Raw genomic sequence first — 15888 nt, forward strand, 5'->3', positions numbered from 1 at the left:
GTCATTCGCCCTTGGCTCCGAGATTGGGGTCGAGCATGTCGCGCAGCCAGTCACCGACGAGGCTGATGGCCAATGTGGTGAGGAAGATGACGACACCGGCTGGAATGCCCATCCACCAGGCCGTGGTCAAGTAGTTCCGACCCTCGCCGAGCAGAAGCCCGAGGCTGGTGCCGGGCGGCTGGACCCCGAGCCCAAGGAAGGAGAGCGAGGTTTCGAGCAGGATGATCTCGGGGAAGTTGAGGGTGATCTGCACCATGATGACGCCCAGCATATTGGGCAGGACGTGGCGCAGATAGACCTTTGCGGGGTGGACGCCCAGCGTGCGGATGGCGAAGGCATAGCCCTGGCCATTGGTAGAGAGCACGAGGCCACGGGCAATGCGGGCATAGCCGTCCCAGCCGAAGAGGCCGATCAGGATGATCAGCAGCAGGAAATTGTTGCCGAAGAACGCGAGCACGGCCAGGGCGACGATCAGGAAGGGCACAGAGGCCTGGAAATCGACCAGCATCATGATGATGTCGTCGACCCACCCGCGGAAATGGGCGGCGATGATGCCAAGCGCCGTGCCGACGGTTGCGCCGATCACCGTCGCCATGATGGCGATGAGGATGCTGGTGCGCATGGCATAGATGACGCGGCTGAAGACGTCGCGACCGAGGTCGTCGGTGCCGAAGAGGTTTTCGGCCGGTCCGCCAATCACCGAAGGCGGCTTAAGGCGCTTGAGCAGGCTCTGTTCGGCAAAGCCGAAGGGGGCGAGGAATTCGGCAAAGAGTGCGGCCAGGATGACGAGGGCCAACCAGCCCAGGCACAACCCGATGACCAGCGGCGGCCGCGATCTCCAGATGCGGGTCAGCCAGCCGTGGCGGCGCAAGGCGGGCATTTGCGAGGAGAGGTCGACGCTGCTCATGCCGTTGCCCTCTTGCTGTGCAGTTCGATGCGGGGGTCGAGCCAGCCATAGGTGTAATCGACGATAAGATTGACTACGACCATGGTCAACGCGATCAGCAGCACCACGGCCTGGACCACGGCGAGGTCGCGCTGGTTGACCGAATTGACCAGCAGCATGCCAACGCCCGGCCAGGCAAAGACGGTCTCGATGGTGACGGCGCCGCCGATCAGGCCGCCGATGCGCATGCCGACCACGGTCACCACGGGAATGGCGGCATTGGGCAGGGCGTGGCGCAGCACGCGCCGGTCATGGGGAATGCCCTTGGCCTTGGCGGTGCGCATGAAGGGCTGGTGCAGCACGTCGAGCATGGAGGAGCGGGTGAAGCGCGCCACGGTGGCGGCGGCAGCGGTGGCAAGGGTCAACGCGGGCATGACGAGGTGCCAGGAGCTGCCGGTGCCCGAGCTGGGCAGCCAGCGCAGGGTCATGGAGAAAACCAGGATCAGGATGATGCCGAGGAAGAAATTGGGCACGCTCTGGCCAAAAATGGTGAAGCTCATGGCGGTGTGATCGAGCCACTGGCCACGATGCAGCGCGGCCAGGATGCCGGCGGGAATGCCGATGAGCAAGGTGATGAGGAGGGCAGCGATGCCCAGTTGCAGGGTGACGGGCACGCGCTCCATCACCACCTGCAGAGCCGGCCTGCCGTCGCGGAAACTGTCGCCGAAATCGCCCTGCACAATGGCCGCGAGATAGGTGAAATATTGCTCGATGTAGGAGCCATCGAGCCCCCAGCGCTGGCGGAAGGCGGCCATGGCTTCAGGCGAGGCTTCGTCGGACAGCATCATCTGGGCCGGATCGCCCGAGGCGCGCAGCACAATGAAGACGAAGGTGACGGCCAGCAGCAACGTCATCGCGCCACGAAACAGCTTGGTGAGGAAGAAGTGCAGGTTCACTGGACCCAGGCCCCGGTGCCGTCAGTCCAGCCGCAATCGATGATGGTTTTGCCCTCGATCGTCCATTGCCGCAGATATTGCTGGTGGCCGTTGAGGCTGGCGCTGAGCACGCGGGTTTCGACCGCCGGTGCAATGCCGAAGCGCGCGTCATCGCCCACCAGCGCCTCGACCATCGGGCGGCCTTCGGCGCCCTCGGTGGAAAGCCCCATGGTGGTGAGGATGGTGGGGATGATGTCGGGCAGCCAACAGGGCGCGTCCGACTGGAACGCCTTGCGATAGGCCGGGCCCTGAGCCGCAAGCACGGTCGAGAGTTCGCCGCGGTTGAGCCCGCCATGCATGCCGCCGCCAGGGGTGATCCAGGCGGCAAAGATGCAGCCGTCGACATCGGGGCCATAGCTTTCAGAGCTATCGGTGGCCCGCAGGGTGAAGCCCACATCGGCGCCGCGGGGATGGTCGTTGCGCACAGCGGACCAGGGCAGAGCACCGGCAACGGCATTGCCCTCGACATCTGAGGCAAAGACCAGACCGCAGAAATCCTGCCGCACCAGCCAGTCGACCACCTCGGCCTTGCGGGCATCGGACGTGTCGTGAAGGTAGATGCCGCTGAACGAGCCGATCGAGGCACGGCCGAATTCTGCCGGGATGATATCGAGGGTTTCGAGCTGGGCATGGCCGGTGATCTGGCCATGGTCGGACATCACGACGATATTTTCCGGACCATTGCCCGCCTGCCACCAAGCCAGGATCCGGCCGAAATTCTCGTCGGCCATGCGCTGGGCGGCTTCGGTTTCGGCGCCGAGCACGCCGAACTTGTGCGAGCTTGTATCAGGCTCGTTCATCCAGAAGATGCAGAAGTCGGGCTTGTGACGCGGATAGATCACCTCGAGAAGCGCCGTGGTGGCATAGGTAACGCGGACGCCATTGGGCGCGCCGGCCGGCGGAATATCACCTAGCTGGGCGACCACGGCGTCATGCACATCAGGGGTCGAAACCGGCATGCCGTGCACGGAAAATACCGGCTGGCCGAGGGCATGGGCGCTGGAATTCATCATGCGCGAGGCGCCCTTGGTGGCCGTACTGACCACGGCCATGGTCTTGCCAGCGGCGGCCATGCGCTCGCCCATGGTCTGGCGATCAAGCAATTGCCCGGCCTGGGCTGCAAGTTCGAGGTCTTCCCATTCCGAGGTACGGAACAGGCCGTTGGGGCGAACCGCATGGATATACTGGTTGGCGACGACGCCATGGGCCCCGGGTGGGTTGCCGGTCATCGTGGACGTGACGGCGACGCGGGTCTCGCTCGGAAAGATCGAGCGGGAATTGAGGAAATTGCTGCCCTCGGCCATGAAGCGGAAAAGGTTGGGCATCAGATCGGCATTGACGCGGTCACGGCGCAGCCCGTCGAAGGTGAGAAGGAGCGTGGAGCCGGTGGTCATAGCTTGCTCTCCAGAGCCGCCCTGGTCAGGGCAACGTCATTGATCAGGACGCCGCTCACGCCGGCCTTCACCAGTGCTGCCAGGTTTTGCGCCGAAGTATCGCCGCACTCATAGGCCGTAGCGGGGCCGCCGGTCGTCACCCAGACCTCGGCGCCCAGCGCCTGGAGCAGGGCAACGCGATCGGGGGCGACGTTGCCTTCCCAGAGACGGATGATCCTGGCGCCGGCGCCAAAAAAGGCCTCGGCCTGGTCGGGAGATGGAATAAAGCCAAGAATGCCGGTTTCTGCTTTGGCAGCGAAAAATTCCACCGCCTCAAGCGTGTGGCAGCCCGCGATCACCAGCGAGTGTTGGGCAGCAGGAACGGTCTCGACAATGACCTCCCAGATGGCGTCGAGAGCACGCGGCGTCTCGTCCTTGATGTCGAGCAACACATGCTGATCGGCGCCAGCATGCCGCAGGATATCTGCCAGCATGACGATGCGGCCGCCTTCAGCATTCTTGAGATCGAGCAATTCGGCTAGCGAAAGGTCCTCGGGACGCTCCGGACGGCCGAATAGGCGCTGGAGATTTGAGTCATGGGCCCCGATGCAGAAGCCGTCGCTGGAAAGGCGGACATCGGCTTCGATGGCAAAAGCGCCATTGCGATAGGCTGCCTCCCAGCTTTCGGGAGTGTTTTCGGGGAAGCTGGCGCTGTCGCCGCGATGCGCGATGATCTTCATGACTGGACCGGATGTTGGGATTGGGCAGGGACGGCGCTATGGCCGCCGAAGGCGTTCATGTCACGCTGGCGGCGCTGGCGCGGGCTGTCGGCCGGGATGGCTGCAAGCAGGCGGCGCGTATAGTCGTGCTGGGGATTGTCGAAGAGCGTGCCGCTGTCGCCGATTTCGAGCAGTTCTCCGGCATGCATGACCCCGACGCGGTGGCTGATGTGGCGGACCACTGACAGGTCATGGCTGATGAACATCAGCGAGAGATTGAGCTTTTCGCGCAGCTCCAGCAGCAGGTTGATAATCTGGGCCTGGACCGAAACGTCGAGCGCGCTGACTGCTTCGTCGCAGACGACGAGGCGCGGATTGAGCACCAAGGCGCGGGCGATGACGGCGCGCTGCAATTGGCCGCCCGACAATTGGTGCGGCAGGCGCTTGCCCATGGTGCCAAGGCCGACCATGGCCAGCATGGACTGGGCACGGTCATCGGCCTCGGATGGGGCCAGCGTTTCGTGGGTGGTGAGGGCCTCGCGCACCTGGGCATGGATTGACCAACGCGGATCGACCACGGCGGCGGGGTTCTGGAACACGACCTGCACGTGGCGCCGCTGGCGGCGCCATTGCGGCGTGCCGACCCTGGCATAGTGCTCGCCCCAGAAGGAGACCGTGCCGCTGGTTGGCGCCTCGATACCCGCGATCATGCGGCCGAGCGTGGATTTGCCCGAGCCGCTTTCGCCCACGATGCCAAGAGTCTCGCCCTCGGCAATGGTGAGACTGACGCGATCGACGGCGCGGAATTCATCGGCCTTGCCCCAGAGCCTGCGGCCCGAGGAGTAGGCCTGCACAAGATTGGTGGCGATGACGCCATTATTCGCCGTTCTGGTCATGCCGCGCTCCCGGATTCAAAACCGGAAAAGTGGCAGGCGACGGCGCGCTCGCCGTGGCGCCGCAATTGCGGATCCGTTGCGCATGCATCGCTGGCCATGGCGCAGCGCGCGGCGAAATTGCAGCCGACGGGCCGTGCCGAAGGGGACGGCACGGTGCCGCCGATGGCATCGAGCGGCGTGCCCGGCTGGCGGCCGAAGCCGATGCGGCTGGCCATGAGGGCGCGTGTATAGGGGTGGCGGGGATCTTCGAACAGGTCGTCGACCGGCGCGGTTTCGACCACGCGGCCGGCATACATGACCGCGACATGGTCGGCGATCTCGGCCACGACGCCTAGGTCATGGGTGACCAGCACGATGCCGAGGCCAAGCTCGACTTGCAGGTCGCGCAACAGGCGCAGGATCTGGGCCTGGATGGTGACGTCGAGCGCAGTCGTCGGCTCGTCTGCGATGAGCAGTTTTGGTTTGCAGGCCAGCGCCATGGCGATCATGACGCGCTGGCACATGCCGCCGGACAGCTGGTGCGGATAGTATTTCTTGTTGCGGGCGACATTGGGAATGCCGACCTGGTCGAGCAGTTCGACCACGCGCCGATCCACGGCAGCGCCGCGCAAGGGGGTATGCTCGACAATGGCTTCGGCAATCTGGGCGCCGACGGGCTGCACCGGATTGAGCGAGACCATGGGATTCTGGAAGATCATGGCGACGTCGCTGCCGCGCAGATTGTTGAGCACGATTTCCGGCGCGCCGATCGTCTCGGTGCCGAACAGGCGGATCGAGCCGGCCATGCTAAGGTTATCGTCGAGCAGGCCCAGCATGGACATGCAGGTGAGGCTCTTGCCGCAGCCGCTCTCGCCAACCAAGCAGAGTGTTTCGCCGGGCCGGACCGAGATGCTAACGTCCTCGACCAGCGCATTGGCGCCGGCATGGACGCTGAGGCGCGAGACCTCGAGGATGGAACCCGCGCCAGTGGCGCCCGGAACCGGCGAGGAGGCGGCAAGCTTGCCGCCTCCCTTGGAGTTAGAGAGCGTGACCATCAGTCGTTGAAGCTGAGGTTATAGGGACGCAGGTCCATGTAGTAGAAGGTGTAGGGCTGCCAGTTGACGTCCTTGGAAACGCCATAGGTTTCGAGCGGCTGGTAGAGAATGGTGCCGGGGGCGTCGGTCTCCCAGATTTCCAGCATTTCGAAAGCGGCCGGCTGGCGAATTTCGAGATCAACCGTGCTCTCGATGATGCGGCCGAGTTCGTTGAAGCGCTCGAGGTTTTCGGTGCCGGCCCAGTTGCCGGCGCCACGCTGCGGGCCACCGAACGGTCCCCAGAGGTTCCACAGGCCACCGACCGGATCGGGATAGCGGGTGGAATTGGACCAGGTGCGGACTTGAAGGGCGGCCATGTCGAGGCCGGACAGGCTCTCGACGACGTTGAGTTCGACATTGAGGCCAACGGCCTTCCACATCTCGACAATGGCCTGAGCGGCCGGTAGGGCGTTGAGATAGTAGTTCGGCTGGGTGGTGTATTTGATCAGGCCACCATCATAGCCGGCTTCGGCCAGTAGTTCCTTGGCGCGTTCGGGATCGTACTGGAGACCCTTGTGGTCCGGATTATACATGTCGCCGAATTCGGGATATTGGTGGCCATTGGGCACCACAGCCCGGCCACCCCAGAGGGCTTCATTGAGCAGGTTGCGGTCGATGGCGAGGTTCATTGCCCGGCGGATACGGGCATCCTTGATGACCGGATCCTGCGTGCCATAGGCCAGGACGTGCGAGTTGGCGAGAACGACCGAGCGGGTCTCGATGTCGTCATAGCCGTTGATCTGCGGGATCTGATCGGGCGCCACATTGGTGATGATGTCGAATTCACCGGACACGAGACCGGCCACGCGGGTGGAGGGCTCGGGGATCTCTCGGAAGGTGACGCTGGCGGCGGTGGGCTTGCCGCCGAAATAGTCGTCAAAGGCGACGAGGCGAATGGATTCGTCGGCCTTGTACTCGTCCAGCATGAACGGACCGGTTCCGATCGGGAACATGGGAATGCCGCCATCGGTTGCGGCCTTGGCCTCCCAATCAGCCTTGTTGACGATCCAAGAAGCCCAGGAGGAGAGACGATGCTCCAGCAGCGGATCGGGCGCCTTGGTGACGAACTGGACAGTGTGGTCGTCGATCGCCTTGACTTCGGCCAGAACCGAGAAATAAGCCGGACCTTCGGAAAGAACCGCATTTTCCCCGCTCAGCCGCTCAGGCGAGAAGGTGAAGACCACGTCTTCGGCAGTGAGCGGCGCGCCATTGTGGAAGGTCACGTCGTCGCGCAGCTTGACCTCGAGTGTCAGGTCGTCAAGGCGGGTCCATTCGGTAGCGAGGCTGGGGACCAGCGCTGAACCACCACCACCCTCAGCCGAGAGGAAGTCGCGGCGGATCAGCGTATCGAAGACGCTATAGTTGACGCGAGTGCCAACATTGGAGAGTTCCTTGCCGGGCTCGAGGGTGGCTGGTAGGTCGGCGACACCGACCACGAGGTCGGGGCGTTCCTGCGCCATAGCGAGGGTGGATGTTGCAGTGAGCAAGAGCGCAATGCCTGCCGCCACAAGAGACTTGTTGAGGAAAGATGAGATTGACATGAGCGGCCCCGCTGAAATCGAGAATGGGGGCTAGCTAAGGCAGCTGTCTGACAGTTGGACGACATCCTTGTGTCAGTTCGGCCAAAGTCCGGCTTAGACGGTGTGACAACACGTCCCGTGTGTCGGCAGCTTTTAGGAAATCCGAGATACTCGCTAATGGCCGGAATGGGGCGGTGAGTTCAACCGATCGTCGCAATTTGGTCGTCGGATTCGCATTGTGGGATTTCCGGTCTGGGGTCGGTAACCGCCAGACCGCTTTCGGAAGCCTGATGCACATAGCGGACGTTAGCAGCGCTTCCATTTTCTCCAAAATGCGAATGGCTCATGCGCTATCTTCAAGTCATCGTCTCTCTTCCTGATTGGCAAGCCGCCAAAACGGAAGCTTCCACTTGGCGGCTTGATGTCACAGGTTGAGAAGTCGGCTGGCCTGGCGTAGTGCGGCAGCGGTGCGGTTAGAGCCGCGGATTAGTTGCGTGCGGGCAAAGCCGCGCGTCTCGGGGGCATGGCTGGCCAGTTCGGTCGCCACCGACAGGGCCGGCAGGCCGGGCACCGGCAAGGCCGGGTCATGGGTGAAACGCGGCCCGCGCGTGTAGTTCAGCGGCACGAGGATGCGGGCAAGGCCCTGGATCGCCGCATTGGCGTCGGCCTCCGGCACGCTGCCGTCCGATACGCCGGCGTAAAAGCCGTCGAGCGCCTGGCTCAGCGCTGAAAGGGCTGTCGTGACCGGCTTGAGCAGCCCGGCATCCTCAGCGGCAGCCGTCCGGTATTTCTCGAGCGTTGCGGCAAATTCGGCTGTTGTCGCCCGCCAGTCGAAGGGCAGCACCTTGGCATTGGCGACGGCCATCACCGCGCCGAGATAGACCTTGATGTCGCGGATCAGGATATCGCGGTCGGCGATGTCCATCAGGTCGTTTTCGGTATGCCAGGCGATGTTGCCGCCACAGCCGCCGACGGTGTAATAACTCATCTGCTGGCGCTTCTCGACGGTCATGGTCGAGGACAGCATGAAAAAGCTCGACAGCCCGATATTGTTGAACGAGTAGTCGCCGGCCCGAAGCGGGCGTTCTCCCTCGAAATGCAGGCCGGTCAGCTCCTGCACCACGCTCTTGCACAGGTCGGTGGCTTCGCTCATGCAGGCGACGTTTTCATAGACATCCGCCCAGCGGCAGCCGGGACTGTCGCAATTGATCTGCGCGACGCAGTTCTCGTCGAGATCGAGCGCGAATTCATCGGCAAACCAGGCGGAACCAGCATAGCGACCGGTCGAGTGGCCGGGCCACCAGGCGATCCGCACCGAGCGGCGCAGCTTGTCCTTGTTGTGCCAGAGCAGGCGGGCGATTTCGAGCAGGGCGGCATCGCCCGTCGCATTATCGCCGACGCCCACGTCCCAGCTGTCATAGTGGCCGGCCAGCAGCACGAACTTTTCCCGTTCGATGGCGCCGGTCACATTGACCACGGGCACCAGCGACTTGAACCAGCCTTCCTCGAGCCGCGTGCGAATTGTGGCGCTGCCACCGGCCTTGGCCAGTGCGATCAGCTTGTGGCCGTCGGCATTGTTGACCACCGCAACCGGGATGGCGGGCTTGCGCGGCAGGTCGTCGAGATCGGGCGTTCCCCAGATCGAGCTGCAGATGCCCCAGTGCCGGTCGACGCCCGGATTGACGGCGATGACGCCAATGGCGCCTTTTTCCTGAAATTCCAGCACTTTGTTGGGTGAGGCAAAGCCGTCGGTCAGCACGATCTTGCCGCGGATCCGATCGGCGGCAGCCGCAGCCTCGTCGCGGTTCTTTTCGTAAAAGCTCGACACATTGGCTGACAGCGTGCCCGGAATATGGTGCAGCACCCCGGTCAGTCCCTCGGGGCAGGAGACCGAATAGGCCGGCGGCTTGGAGGCCAGCGTTTCGCCACCGGCCTCGACCGAGGCTTCATAGGGAATGGAGAGATAGAGATTGGCCTCCAGCAGGTCGACCGGCACGCCCAGGTCCTTGAGGCGCCGCGCGATGTCATGGGCCGAGGCTTCGACGTCTTCGGGCTTCCAGCGCGGCATGGTCGAGAAGGCCTCGACCAGCGGCCAGGCGGCGTCCGCGTTGACCTGATCCACCACCTGCCTGATTGTGCTATCCAGCATGTCGTTCTCCATCCATCCGTTGAAAACTATCGACTACACGATGCCCTATGGATAATTGTACGACAATCCAGATTGTACGACAATTTTCGCTGGGCATTGTCGCGTCCCCCCGCTAGACTTTCCCAAAATCCCCCTTGCGCCGGCTCGTGCGGTCATGGTGACGGTGGGGCCCGAACAACATCAGGCGGCGGAAGCAATGGACGACCTGCGCACAATCTTTCAAGCCGATGCGGCGGATCTGTCCGCAACGCAAGGGGAGGGGGAGTCGCAGGCGCGGCTATTGGTGCGCGAGCGGGTGTTCGATGCGGTGCGCAATGCCATCGTCGACGGACGGATCGCCCCGGGAACCAGGCTGACCGAGCGCGAGCTCTGTGAAGCCTTCGGCATCTCCCGGACCGTGGTGCGCGAGATTGCCCGGCGCCTCGAGGCGGAAAAGCTGGCAACCGTCATTCCCCATCGTGGCCTGACCGTCGCGACCCTGACGCGCAAGCATGTCGAGGAAATCTACGAGATCCGCACCGAGCTCGAAGCCATTGCGGTGCGCAGCTTCCTTAAGGCCGCCAGCGATGCGGATATCGCCCTGGCGCAGGAGTTCGGCGCGCAGCTGCTTAAGGCCGGCGAGCGTGGCGACAAGGTCGTCATGGCCGAGACCATGACCCGCTTTCTGCACTTCATGACCGAAGTCGCCGACAACCAGATCGTCACCGAGATTCTCGACCAGCTGCGCACGCGGGCGAACATGCTGCGCGTGCTGGCCATGGCCGAACCCGGGCAGTTGGAGACCGGCATGGAAGGCGTGCGCGCCATCATTGCCGGCATTGTCGCGCGCGATGTCGATGCTGCCGTGCGGGCGACGCGCGTCTATGTGCGCCGCTCCGGAGAGGCCGTGCTGCGCCACATGGATGGCTTGGAATGACCTGTTTTTATGGTGCCGGCGCCGCCGCCGGGCGCTGCCGCACTCCTGACCTGAAAGGCCAATGATGTCTCCTTCTTCATCTGCCATGCCGGCATTTGCGCCGGACGCCGCACCGATCTGCGACCCGGTAACGGTCGAGATCATCCGCGGTGCGATCATGGCGACGCAGCGCGAAATGGAAGCCCTGATCGAGCGGACGGCGATTTCCGCCTTCATCCGCGAAAAGAAGGACTTCTATACCGCCCTGTTCGATGAGCGTGGCGTCATGGCGGTGGGCTCGATGGTGCCGATCTTTGGCGACCTGACCACGCCGGTGTTCGAGAAATTCCCGCGCGAGAGCATGAAGTCGGGCGATCTCTATTGGTACAATGACTGCTATGGCTCCAAGGGCGCGGTCACCCATTCCAATGACCAGGTGCTGCTGGCGCCGGTGTTCCACGGCGACCGCCTCTGCGCCTTCGTGATGAGCTGGGCCCATTTTGCCGATATCGGGGGCCTGCATCCCGGTTCGATCAGTCCCGATGCGACATCGATCTACCAGGAAGGCATCATCATCCCGCCGACCAAGCTGATCGATGCCGGCGTGGTCAACGAGATGGCGCTCGCCATCTTCCACCGCAATTCGCGTTTTCCCGCCCAGAGCGAAGGCGACATGTCGGCGCTGATGGCGGCCGTGCATCTGGGTGTCACCCGCGTGGGCGAGATCGTCGCGCGCCACAGCCCGGACCGGGTGTCCGATGCGCTGGCGCAACTGCTCGAGCGCACCCGCAGCCTGGTCCGCCGGCGCCTCGCCGAAACCTTCGACTACGGCACCTATAAATTCGCCGACCAGATCGACAGCGACGGCCATGGCAATGGCCCCTTCGCCCTGCGCTTTGCCATCACCCGCGAAAAGGGCAAGGACGGCGAGGATCGCTTCATCTTCGACGCCACCGAAAGCGACGACCAGGCGCCCGGCCCGGTCAATCTGATCATGAACAAGGGCGTGCCCGGCATGGCGCTGGGGCTCTACTTCCTCGGCGGCGACCCCAGCCAGGTGGTCAATGCCGGCGGCCCGCTGGCCATCGACGAGGTGCGCCTGCGCCCGGGCTCGATCGTGCAGCCCAATTTCCCGGCGCCGCTCGGCATGCGGGGCCTGACCATGATGCGCATGCTGGCCGTGCTCAATGGCCTGGTCAATCGCGGCAAGGGTGGCGCGCCCGCCGCCCACTCCGCCTATGTGGTGACCATCATGCGCGGCACCTTCGGCAAGGAAACCGGTGAGCCCAAGCCCTTCCTTCTGGCTGACGGCATCGGCGTCGGCTACGGCGCCCGCGATTTTGCCGACGGCATCGATGCGGTCTATTTTGTCGCCCAGGAAAACTACCCGGTCGAATTCCTTGAATCCGGCTACCCGATCCGTCTGCGCCAATATGGCGTTGTCGCCGACTCCGGCGGCCCCGGCCGCTGGCGCGGCGGCACCGGCATCGTGCGCGAATATGAGATCCTGGCCGACGAAGCCCTGCTCGCCATCCGCATCGATGGCGTCAAGAACCCCCCCTGGGGCTATGCCGGCGGCATGTCGGGTGGCGGCGGCTATATCGTGGTCAACCCCGGCACGCCGGAGGAGCGTGTCATCGCGCCCCTGTCGGATGGCACCGCCCTCAAGAAGGGCGATATCCTTCACATCCGTACCGGCGGTGGCGGCGGCAATGGCCACCCCTACGATCGTCCGGCCAAAACCGTGCTCGAAGACGTGCTGGGTGGGTTCGTCACCACCGATGCAGCCGCCAGGTTCTATGGCGTGGTGATCGCCGATGGCGCGCTCGACGTGGCTGCGACCGAAAAGCTTCGCACCGATCGCCCGGCCGTCAAGGCCTTCCACCGCAATATCTATGTCGATGAGCTCGCCTGATATGACCAGACCCAATCTCGCCGTTGCCGTGGATATCGGCGGCACCTTTACCGACGTGGCTCTCGTTGATGGCGCTGGCCGCTCCTGGCGCGCCAAGACGCCCTCCATTCCCTCCGATCCGTCCGAGGCCTTCCTCAACGGAATCCGCCTGGCGCTCGAGCAGGCCGGCACTTCGGCGGCCGACCTCGACCAGGTGCTGCATGGCACAACGGTTGCCACCAACATGATCCTCGAAGGCAAGGGCGCGCGCACCGCACTCGTCACCACCCGCGGCTTCCGCCATGTGCTGGCGATCGGCCGGCAGGACATTCCGCGCAAGGCCAATCTCTACACCTGGATCAAGCCCGTCCCGCCGGTGCCGGCCAGTCGGATCGTCGAGATCAACGAGCGCATCGCCGCCGGTGGCGCGGTGCTCGAAACCCTTGATGAAACCAGCGTCCGCAGCGCTGCCCAGCAGATCCGCGGCATGGCCGTCGAAGCCGTCGCCGTCTGCCTGATTCATGCCTATGCCAATCCCGACCATGAGCGCCGCGTTGCCGAGATCCTGCGTGAAGAGCTGCCGGACCTGGCGGTCACCGTCTCCAGCGACGTGCTGCCGGTGGTGCGCGAATATGAGCGCTCGCTGACCACCGTGCTCAACGCCACCGTCATGCCCGGCGTCACCTCCTATGTCGCCCGGCTCGAGCAGCGCCTGACCGACGAGGGCTCGGGCGTGCCGTTGATGCTGATGCAATCCAACGGCGGTGTCGCTGGCGCCTCCAAGATCCGCCTCGCCCCCGCCCTGACGGCCTTGTCCGGTCCGGCTGCAGGCGTCGTCGGTGCCCGTGCCGCGGCTGAAGCCTGTGGCATTGCCGATATCATCACCGTCGATATCGGCGGCACTTCGGCCGATATCTGCCTGATCAAGGATGGCAAGATCGGCCTGACCCAGAATGGCTCGGTCGGCGACTGGCCCTTGGCCCTGCCCATGGTCGACATGATCACCATCGGCGCCGGTGGTGGTTCGCTGGCGCGCATCAAGGATGGTGGTCTCACCGTCGGTCCGGAAAGCGCCGGCGCCCGTCCGGGTCCGGCCTGCTACGGCCATGGCGGGACCGAGCCGACCGTCACCGACGCCCATGTTGCGCTCGGCCAGCTGCCGGCGCGCCTGCTCGGTGGCCGCATGGTGCTCGATATCGAAGCGGCCAAGGCTGCAGTGATGCGCGTGGCAACGCCACTGGGCCTTGATCTCGAAACCGCCGCCCGCGGCATTCTCGCCATCGTCGACAACCACATGGTGGGCGCCATGCGCGTCGTCTCGGTCGAGCGAGGCCACGATCCGCGCGACTTTACCCTCGTCCCCTTCGGGGGCGCCGGACCGTTGCATGGCTGCGCTCTGGCAGAACTGCTCGATATTCGCCGCGTTCTGATCACCCCGGCGCCGGGCGTGCTGTGTGCAGATGGCCTGCTGGCCGCCGACCTACGGTCCGAATTCTCCCGTGCCATGGCCTTTGCCGGTGCGATGGACCCGGCAGCCACCGCGCCGATCATCGCCGAACTGGAACAGCAGGCGTCCGACTGGCTCGATATCGAGGACGTCACGCCGGAGGCCCGCCGCATCGAGCGCAAGGCCTTGCTGCGCTATGCGGGGCAGGGTGGCGAAATCGCCGTCGACTATGCTGGCGATCGCGCCACCGTCGAGGAGAACTTCCGCGCTGCGCATAAGGCGCTCTACGGTTTCAATCTGGGCGCGCCGATCGAACTGGTGACCCTGCGCGTGCACGCGACCGGCGTGGCGGCCAGCCCGCTCGTGGTCAATCTCGAGCCCGGCGACACGCCGGCCCCCGATGAGCACACCGGCGTCAGCATCAGTGGCACTACCCGCGACGTGCCGGTCATCAACCGGGCCAAGCTCGGCGCCGGGGCTCGCTTTGCGGGTCCGCTGATCCTGACGCAGCTCGACACCACCACCTATGTCGCGCCAGGCTGGTGCGGCGAAGTGCATCCATCGGGCGGTATCCTTCTGACGCGGGGTAATGCATGACTGCCGCCAGCCTCGCCCCGGTATTCGACCATATCGGCGCGCGTGACGACGAATATGTCGCGCGCCTGATCGATTATGTACGCCATCCCTCGATCAGCGCCCACAATATCGGCATTCGCGAAGTGTCCGAGATGCTGGTCAAGATGCTGGGCGATCTCGGGCTTGAGGTGGAGGCCATCCCCACCAAGGGCCATCCGTTCGTCCTGGCGCGCTACAGGGTCGATCCGGCCAAACCAACCGTGCTGCTCTATGGGCACTATGACGTACAGCCGCCCGATCCGCTCGAGCTGTGGGACAGCCCGCCCTTCGAGCCGACCATCCGCAATGGCCGCATCTATGCGCGTGGCGTCGGCGACAACAAGGGCCAGCATTTCGCGCAGATCATGGCCATCGAGGCGCATCTCAAGGTGCATGGCACCTTGCCCTGCAACCTGATCTTCCTGCTCGAGGGCGAGGAGGAGATCGGCTCGCCGCAGATCGCCGATTTCGTGCGCGACCACAAGGACCGGCTCAAGGCCGATGTGGTGGTCACCGCCGATGGCCCGCTGCATGAATCGGGCCGCGCCACGCTGATTTATGGCGTGCGCGGTATGACCTCGTTCGAGCTGCGCGTCCGCACCGCTGCCCGCGACGCCCACTCGGGGAATTACGGCGGCGTCATGCCCAATGCCATCTGGACGCTGGTGCATCTGCTGTCGACCATGAAGACTCCCGATGGCCGCATTACCATCGAGGGCCTCCACGACCAGATCATCCCGCCCACCGCGGCCGAGATCGCGGCCACCAAGATCCTGCCGCTCGACCTGCCGGGCTATATGGCCGATATGGGACTGGCTCGGCTGGATGAACCGGCGGACCGCCCGTTCTGGGACCGCTTGATGTTCCACCCGACGCTGACCATCAATGGCCTGCATGGTGGCTATGGCGGGCAGGGGACCAAGTCGGTGCTGCCGGCCGAGGCCGTCGCCAAATGCGATATCCGCCTCGTCGACGCCATGACCCCCGAGCATATCCAGGCCTGCGTACGCGCGCATGTGGCCAAGCATGCGCCCGAGGTGGAGGTCATCACCTATGGCTCGATGTTGCCGTCCAAGACGCCGCTCGACGATCCCTGGGGCGTGCTGATCCAGGAAGCGATTTTCGAAGCCCGGGGTGAAGCGCCCTTGGTCTATCCGTGCGCCGGCGGCAGCCTGCCGGACTATGTTTTCACTAAGGTGCTGGGCGTGCCGGCCTATGTCATGCCCTATGCCAATGCCGACGAAGCCAACCACGCGCCCAATGAAAACATGGAAATAAGCCTGTTTCTCAAAGGCATCCGCACCGGCGCCGCCCTGCTCGATCGGCTCGGCCGGGTGTAGGGCCGGGTGCCCTCGTCACCTCTCCTTTGGGGAAGAGGTCGGCGCGCAGCGCCGGGTGAGGGGGCCTTCGACTTGGAACGCCGCTG

12 protein-coding genes are annotated in these 15888 nt (G+C 64.4%); 4 read left to right on the forward strand and 8 right to left on the reverse strand.

Annotated elements, in window-relative coordinates:
* Nucleotide 1: 1 nt before the first annotated feature.
* The 8 genes from ACI3KW_RS00725 to ACI3KW_RS00760 all read right to left on the reverse strand — a co-directional run bounded on the left by ACI3KW_RS00725 (nt 2) and on the right by ACI3KW_RS00760 (nt 9611).
* Nucleotides 2–907 (reverse strand): ABC transporter permease, encoded by a 906-nt coding sequence (locus ACI3KW_RS00725; RefSeq protein WP_404846481.1) that lies wholly within the window; start codon nt 905–907, stop codon nt 2–4.
* The gene (locus tag ACI3KW_RS00730; RefSeq protein WP_404846482.1) at nt 904–1842 is read right to left on the reverse strand and encodes an ABC transporter permease; all 939 of its coding nucleotides are present in this window, start codon (nt 1840–1842) and stop codon (nt 904–906) included. The genes ACI3KW_RS00725 and ACI3KW_RS00730 overlap by 4 nt, the downstream gene beginning before the upstream one ends.
* A complete protein-coding gene (locus ACI3KW_RS00735) occupies nt 1839–3275 on the reverse strand; it encodes an alkaline phosphatase family protein (RefSeq protein ID WP_404846483.1) in 1437 nt (478 codons plus the stop codon). Before ACI3KW_RS00735 ends, ACI3KW_RS00730 begins: the two co-directional genes overlap by 4 nt.
* A complete protein-coding gene (locus ACI3KW_RS00740) occupies nt 3272–3994 on the reverse strand; it encodes a glycerophosphodiester phosphodiesterase (protein ID WP_404846484.1) in 723 nt (240 codons plus the stop codon). The genes ACI3KW_RS00735 and ACI3KW_RS00740 overlap by 4 nt, the downstream gene beginning before the upstream one ends.
* On the reverse strand, nt 3991–4869 hold the full coding sequence (locus ACI3KW_RS00745; RefSeq protein WP_404846485.1) for an ATP-binding cassette domain-containing protein: 879 nt from the start codon (nt 4867–4869) through the stop codon (nt 3991–3993). Before ACI3KW_RS00745 ends, ACI3KW_RS00740 begins: the two co-directional genes overlap by 4 nt.
* Nucleotides 4866–5903, reverse strand: coding sequence for an ABC transporter ATP-binding protein (locus ACI3KW_RS00750; RefSeq protein ID WP_404846486.1), 1038 nt, complete (start codon nt 5901–5903; stop codon nt 4866–4868). Before ACI3KW_RS00750 ends, ACI3KW_RS00745 begins: the two co-directional genes overlap by 4 nt.
* Nucleotides 5903–7483 (reverse strand): ABC transporter substrate-binding protein, encoded by a 1581-nt coding sequence (locus tag ACI3KW_RS00755; RefSeq protein ID WP_404846487.1) that lies wholly within the window; start codon nt 7481–7483, stop codon nt 5903–5905. The genes ACI3KW_RS00750 and ACI3KW_RS00755 overlap by 1 nt, the downstream gene beginning before the upstream one ends.
* A gap of 403 nt (nt 7484–7886) precedes the next feature.
* A complete protein-coding gene (locus tag ACI3KW_RS00760; protein WP_404846488.1) occupies nt 7887–9611 on the reverse strand; it encodes a M28 family peptidase in 1725 nt (574 codons plus the stop codon).
* A 196-nt stretch (nt 9612–9807) separates the two neighbouring features.
* On the opposite strand from ACI3KW_RS00760, the gene ACI3KW_RS00765 reads away from it, so the two are divergent.
* From ACI3KW_RS00765 to ACI3KW_RS00780, 4 genes are all read left to right on the forward strand, one after another.
* A complete protein-coding gene (locus ACI3KW_RS00765; RefSeq protein WP_404846489.1) occupies nt 9808–10527 on the forward strand; it encodes a GntR family transcriptional regulator in 720 nt (239 codons plus the stop codon).
* Nucleotides 10528–10588: 61 nt separating this feature from the next.
* The gene (locus tag ACI3KW_RS00770) at nt 10589–12421 is read left to right on the forward strand and encodes a hydantoinase B/oxoprolinase family protein (protein ID WP_404846490.1); all 1833 of its coding nucleotides are present in this window, start codon (nt 10589–10591) and stop codon (nt 12419–12421) included.
* A gap of 1 nt (nt 12422) precedes the next feature.
* The gene (locus tag ACI3KW_RS00775) at nt 12423–14444 is read left to right on the forward strand and encodes a hydantoinase/oxoprolinase family protein (protein ID WP_404846491.1); all 2022 of its coding nucleotides are present in this window, start codon (nt 12423–12425) and stop codon (nt 14442–14444) included.
* Entirely contained in the window at nt 14441–15802 is a 1362-nt protein-coding gene (locus ACI3KW_RS00780) for a M20/M25/M40 family metallo-hydrolase (RefSeq protein ID WP_404846492.1), read from the forward strand. Before ACI3KW_RS00775 ends, ACI3KW_RS00780 begins: the two co-directional genes overlap by 4 nt.
* Nucleotides 15803–15888 lie beyond the last annotated feature (86 nt).

Origin of the sequence: Devosia sp. ZW T5_3 (genome assembly GCF_044987315.1) — a bacterium.
Lineage (GTDB): Bacteria > Pseudomonadota > Alphaproteobacteria > Rhizobiales > Devosiaceae > Devosia.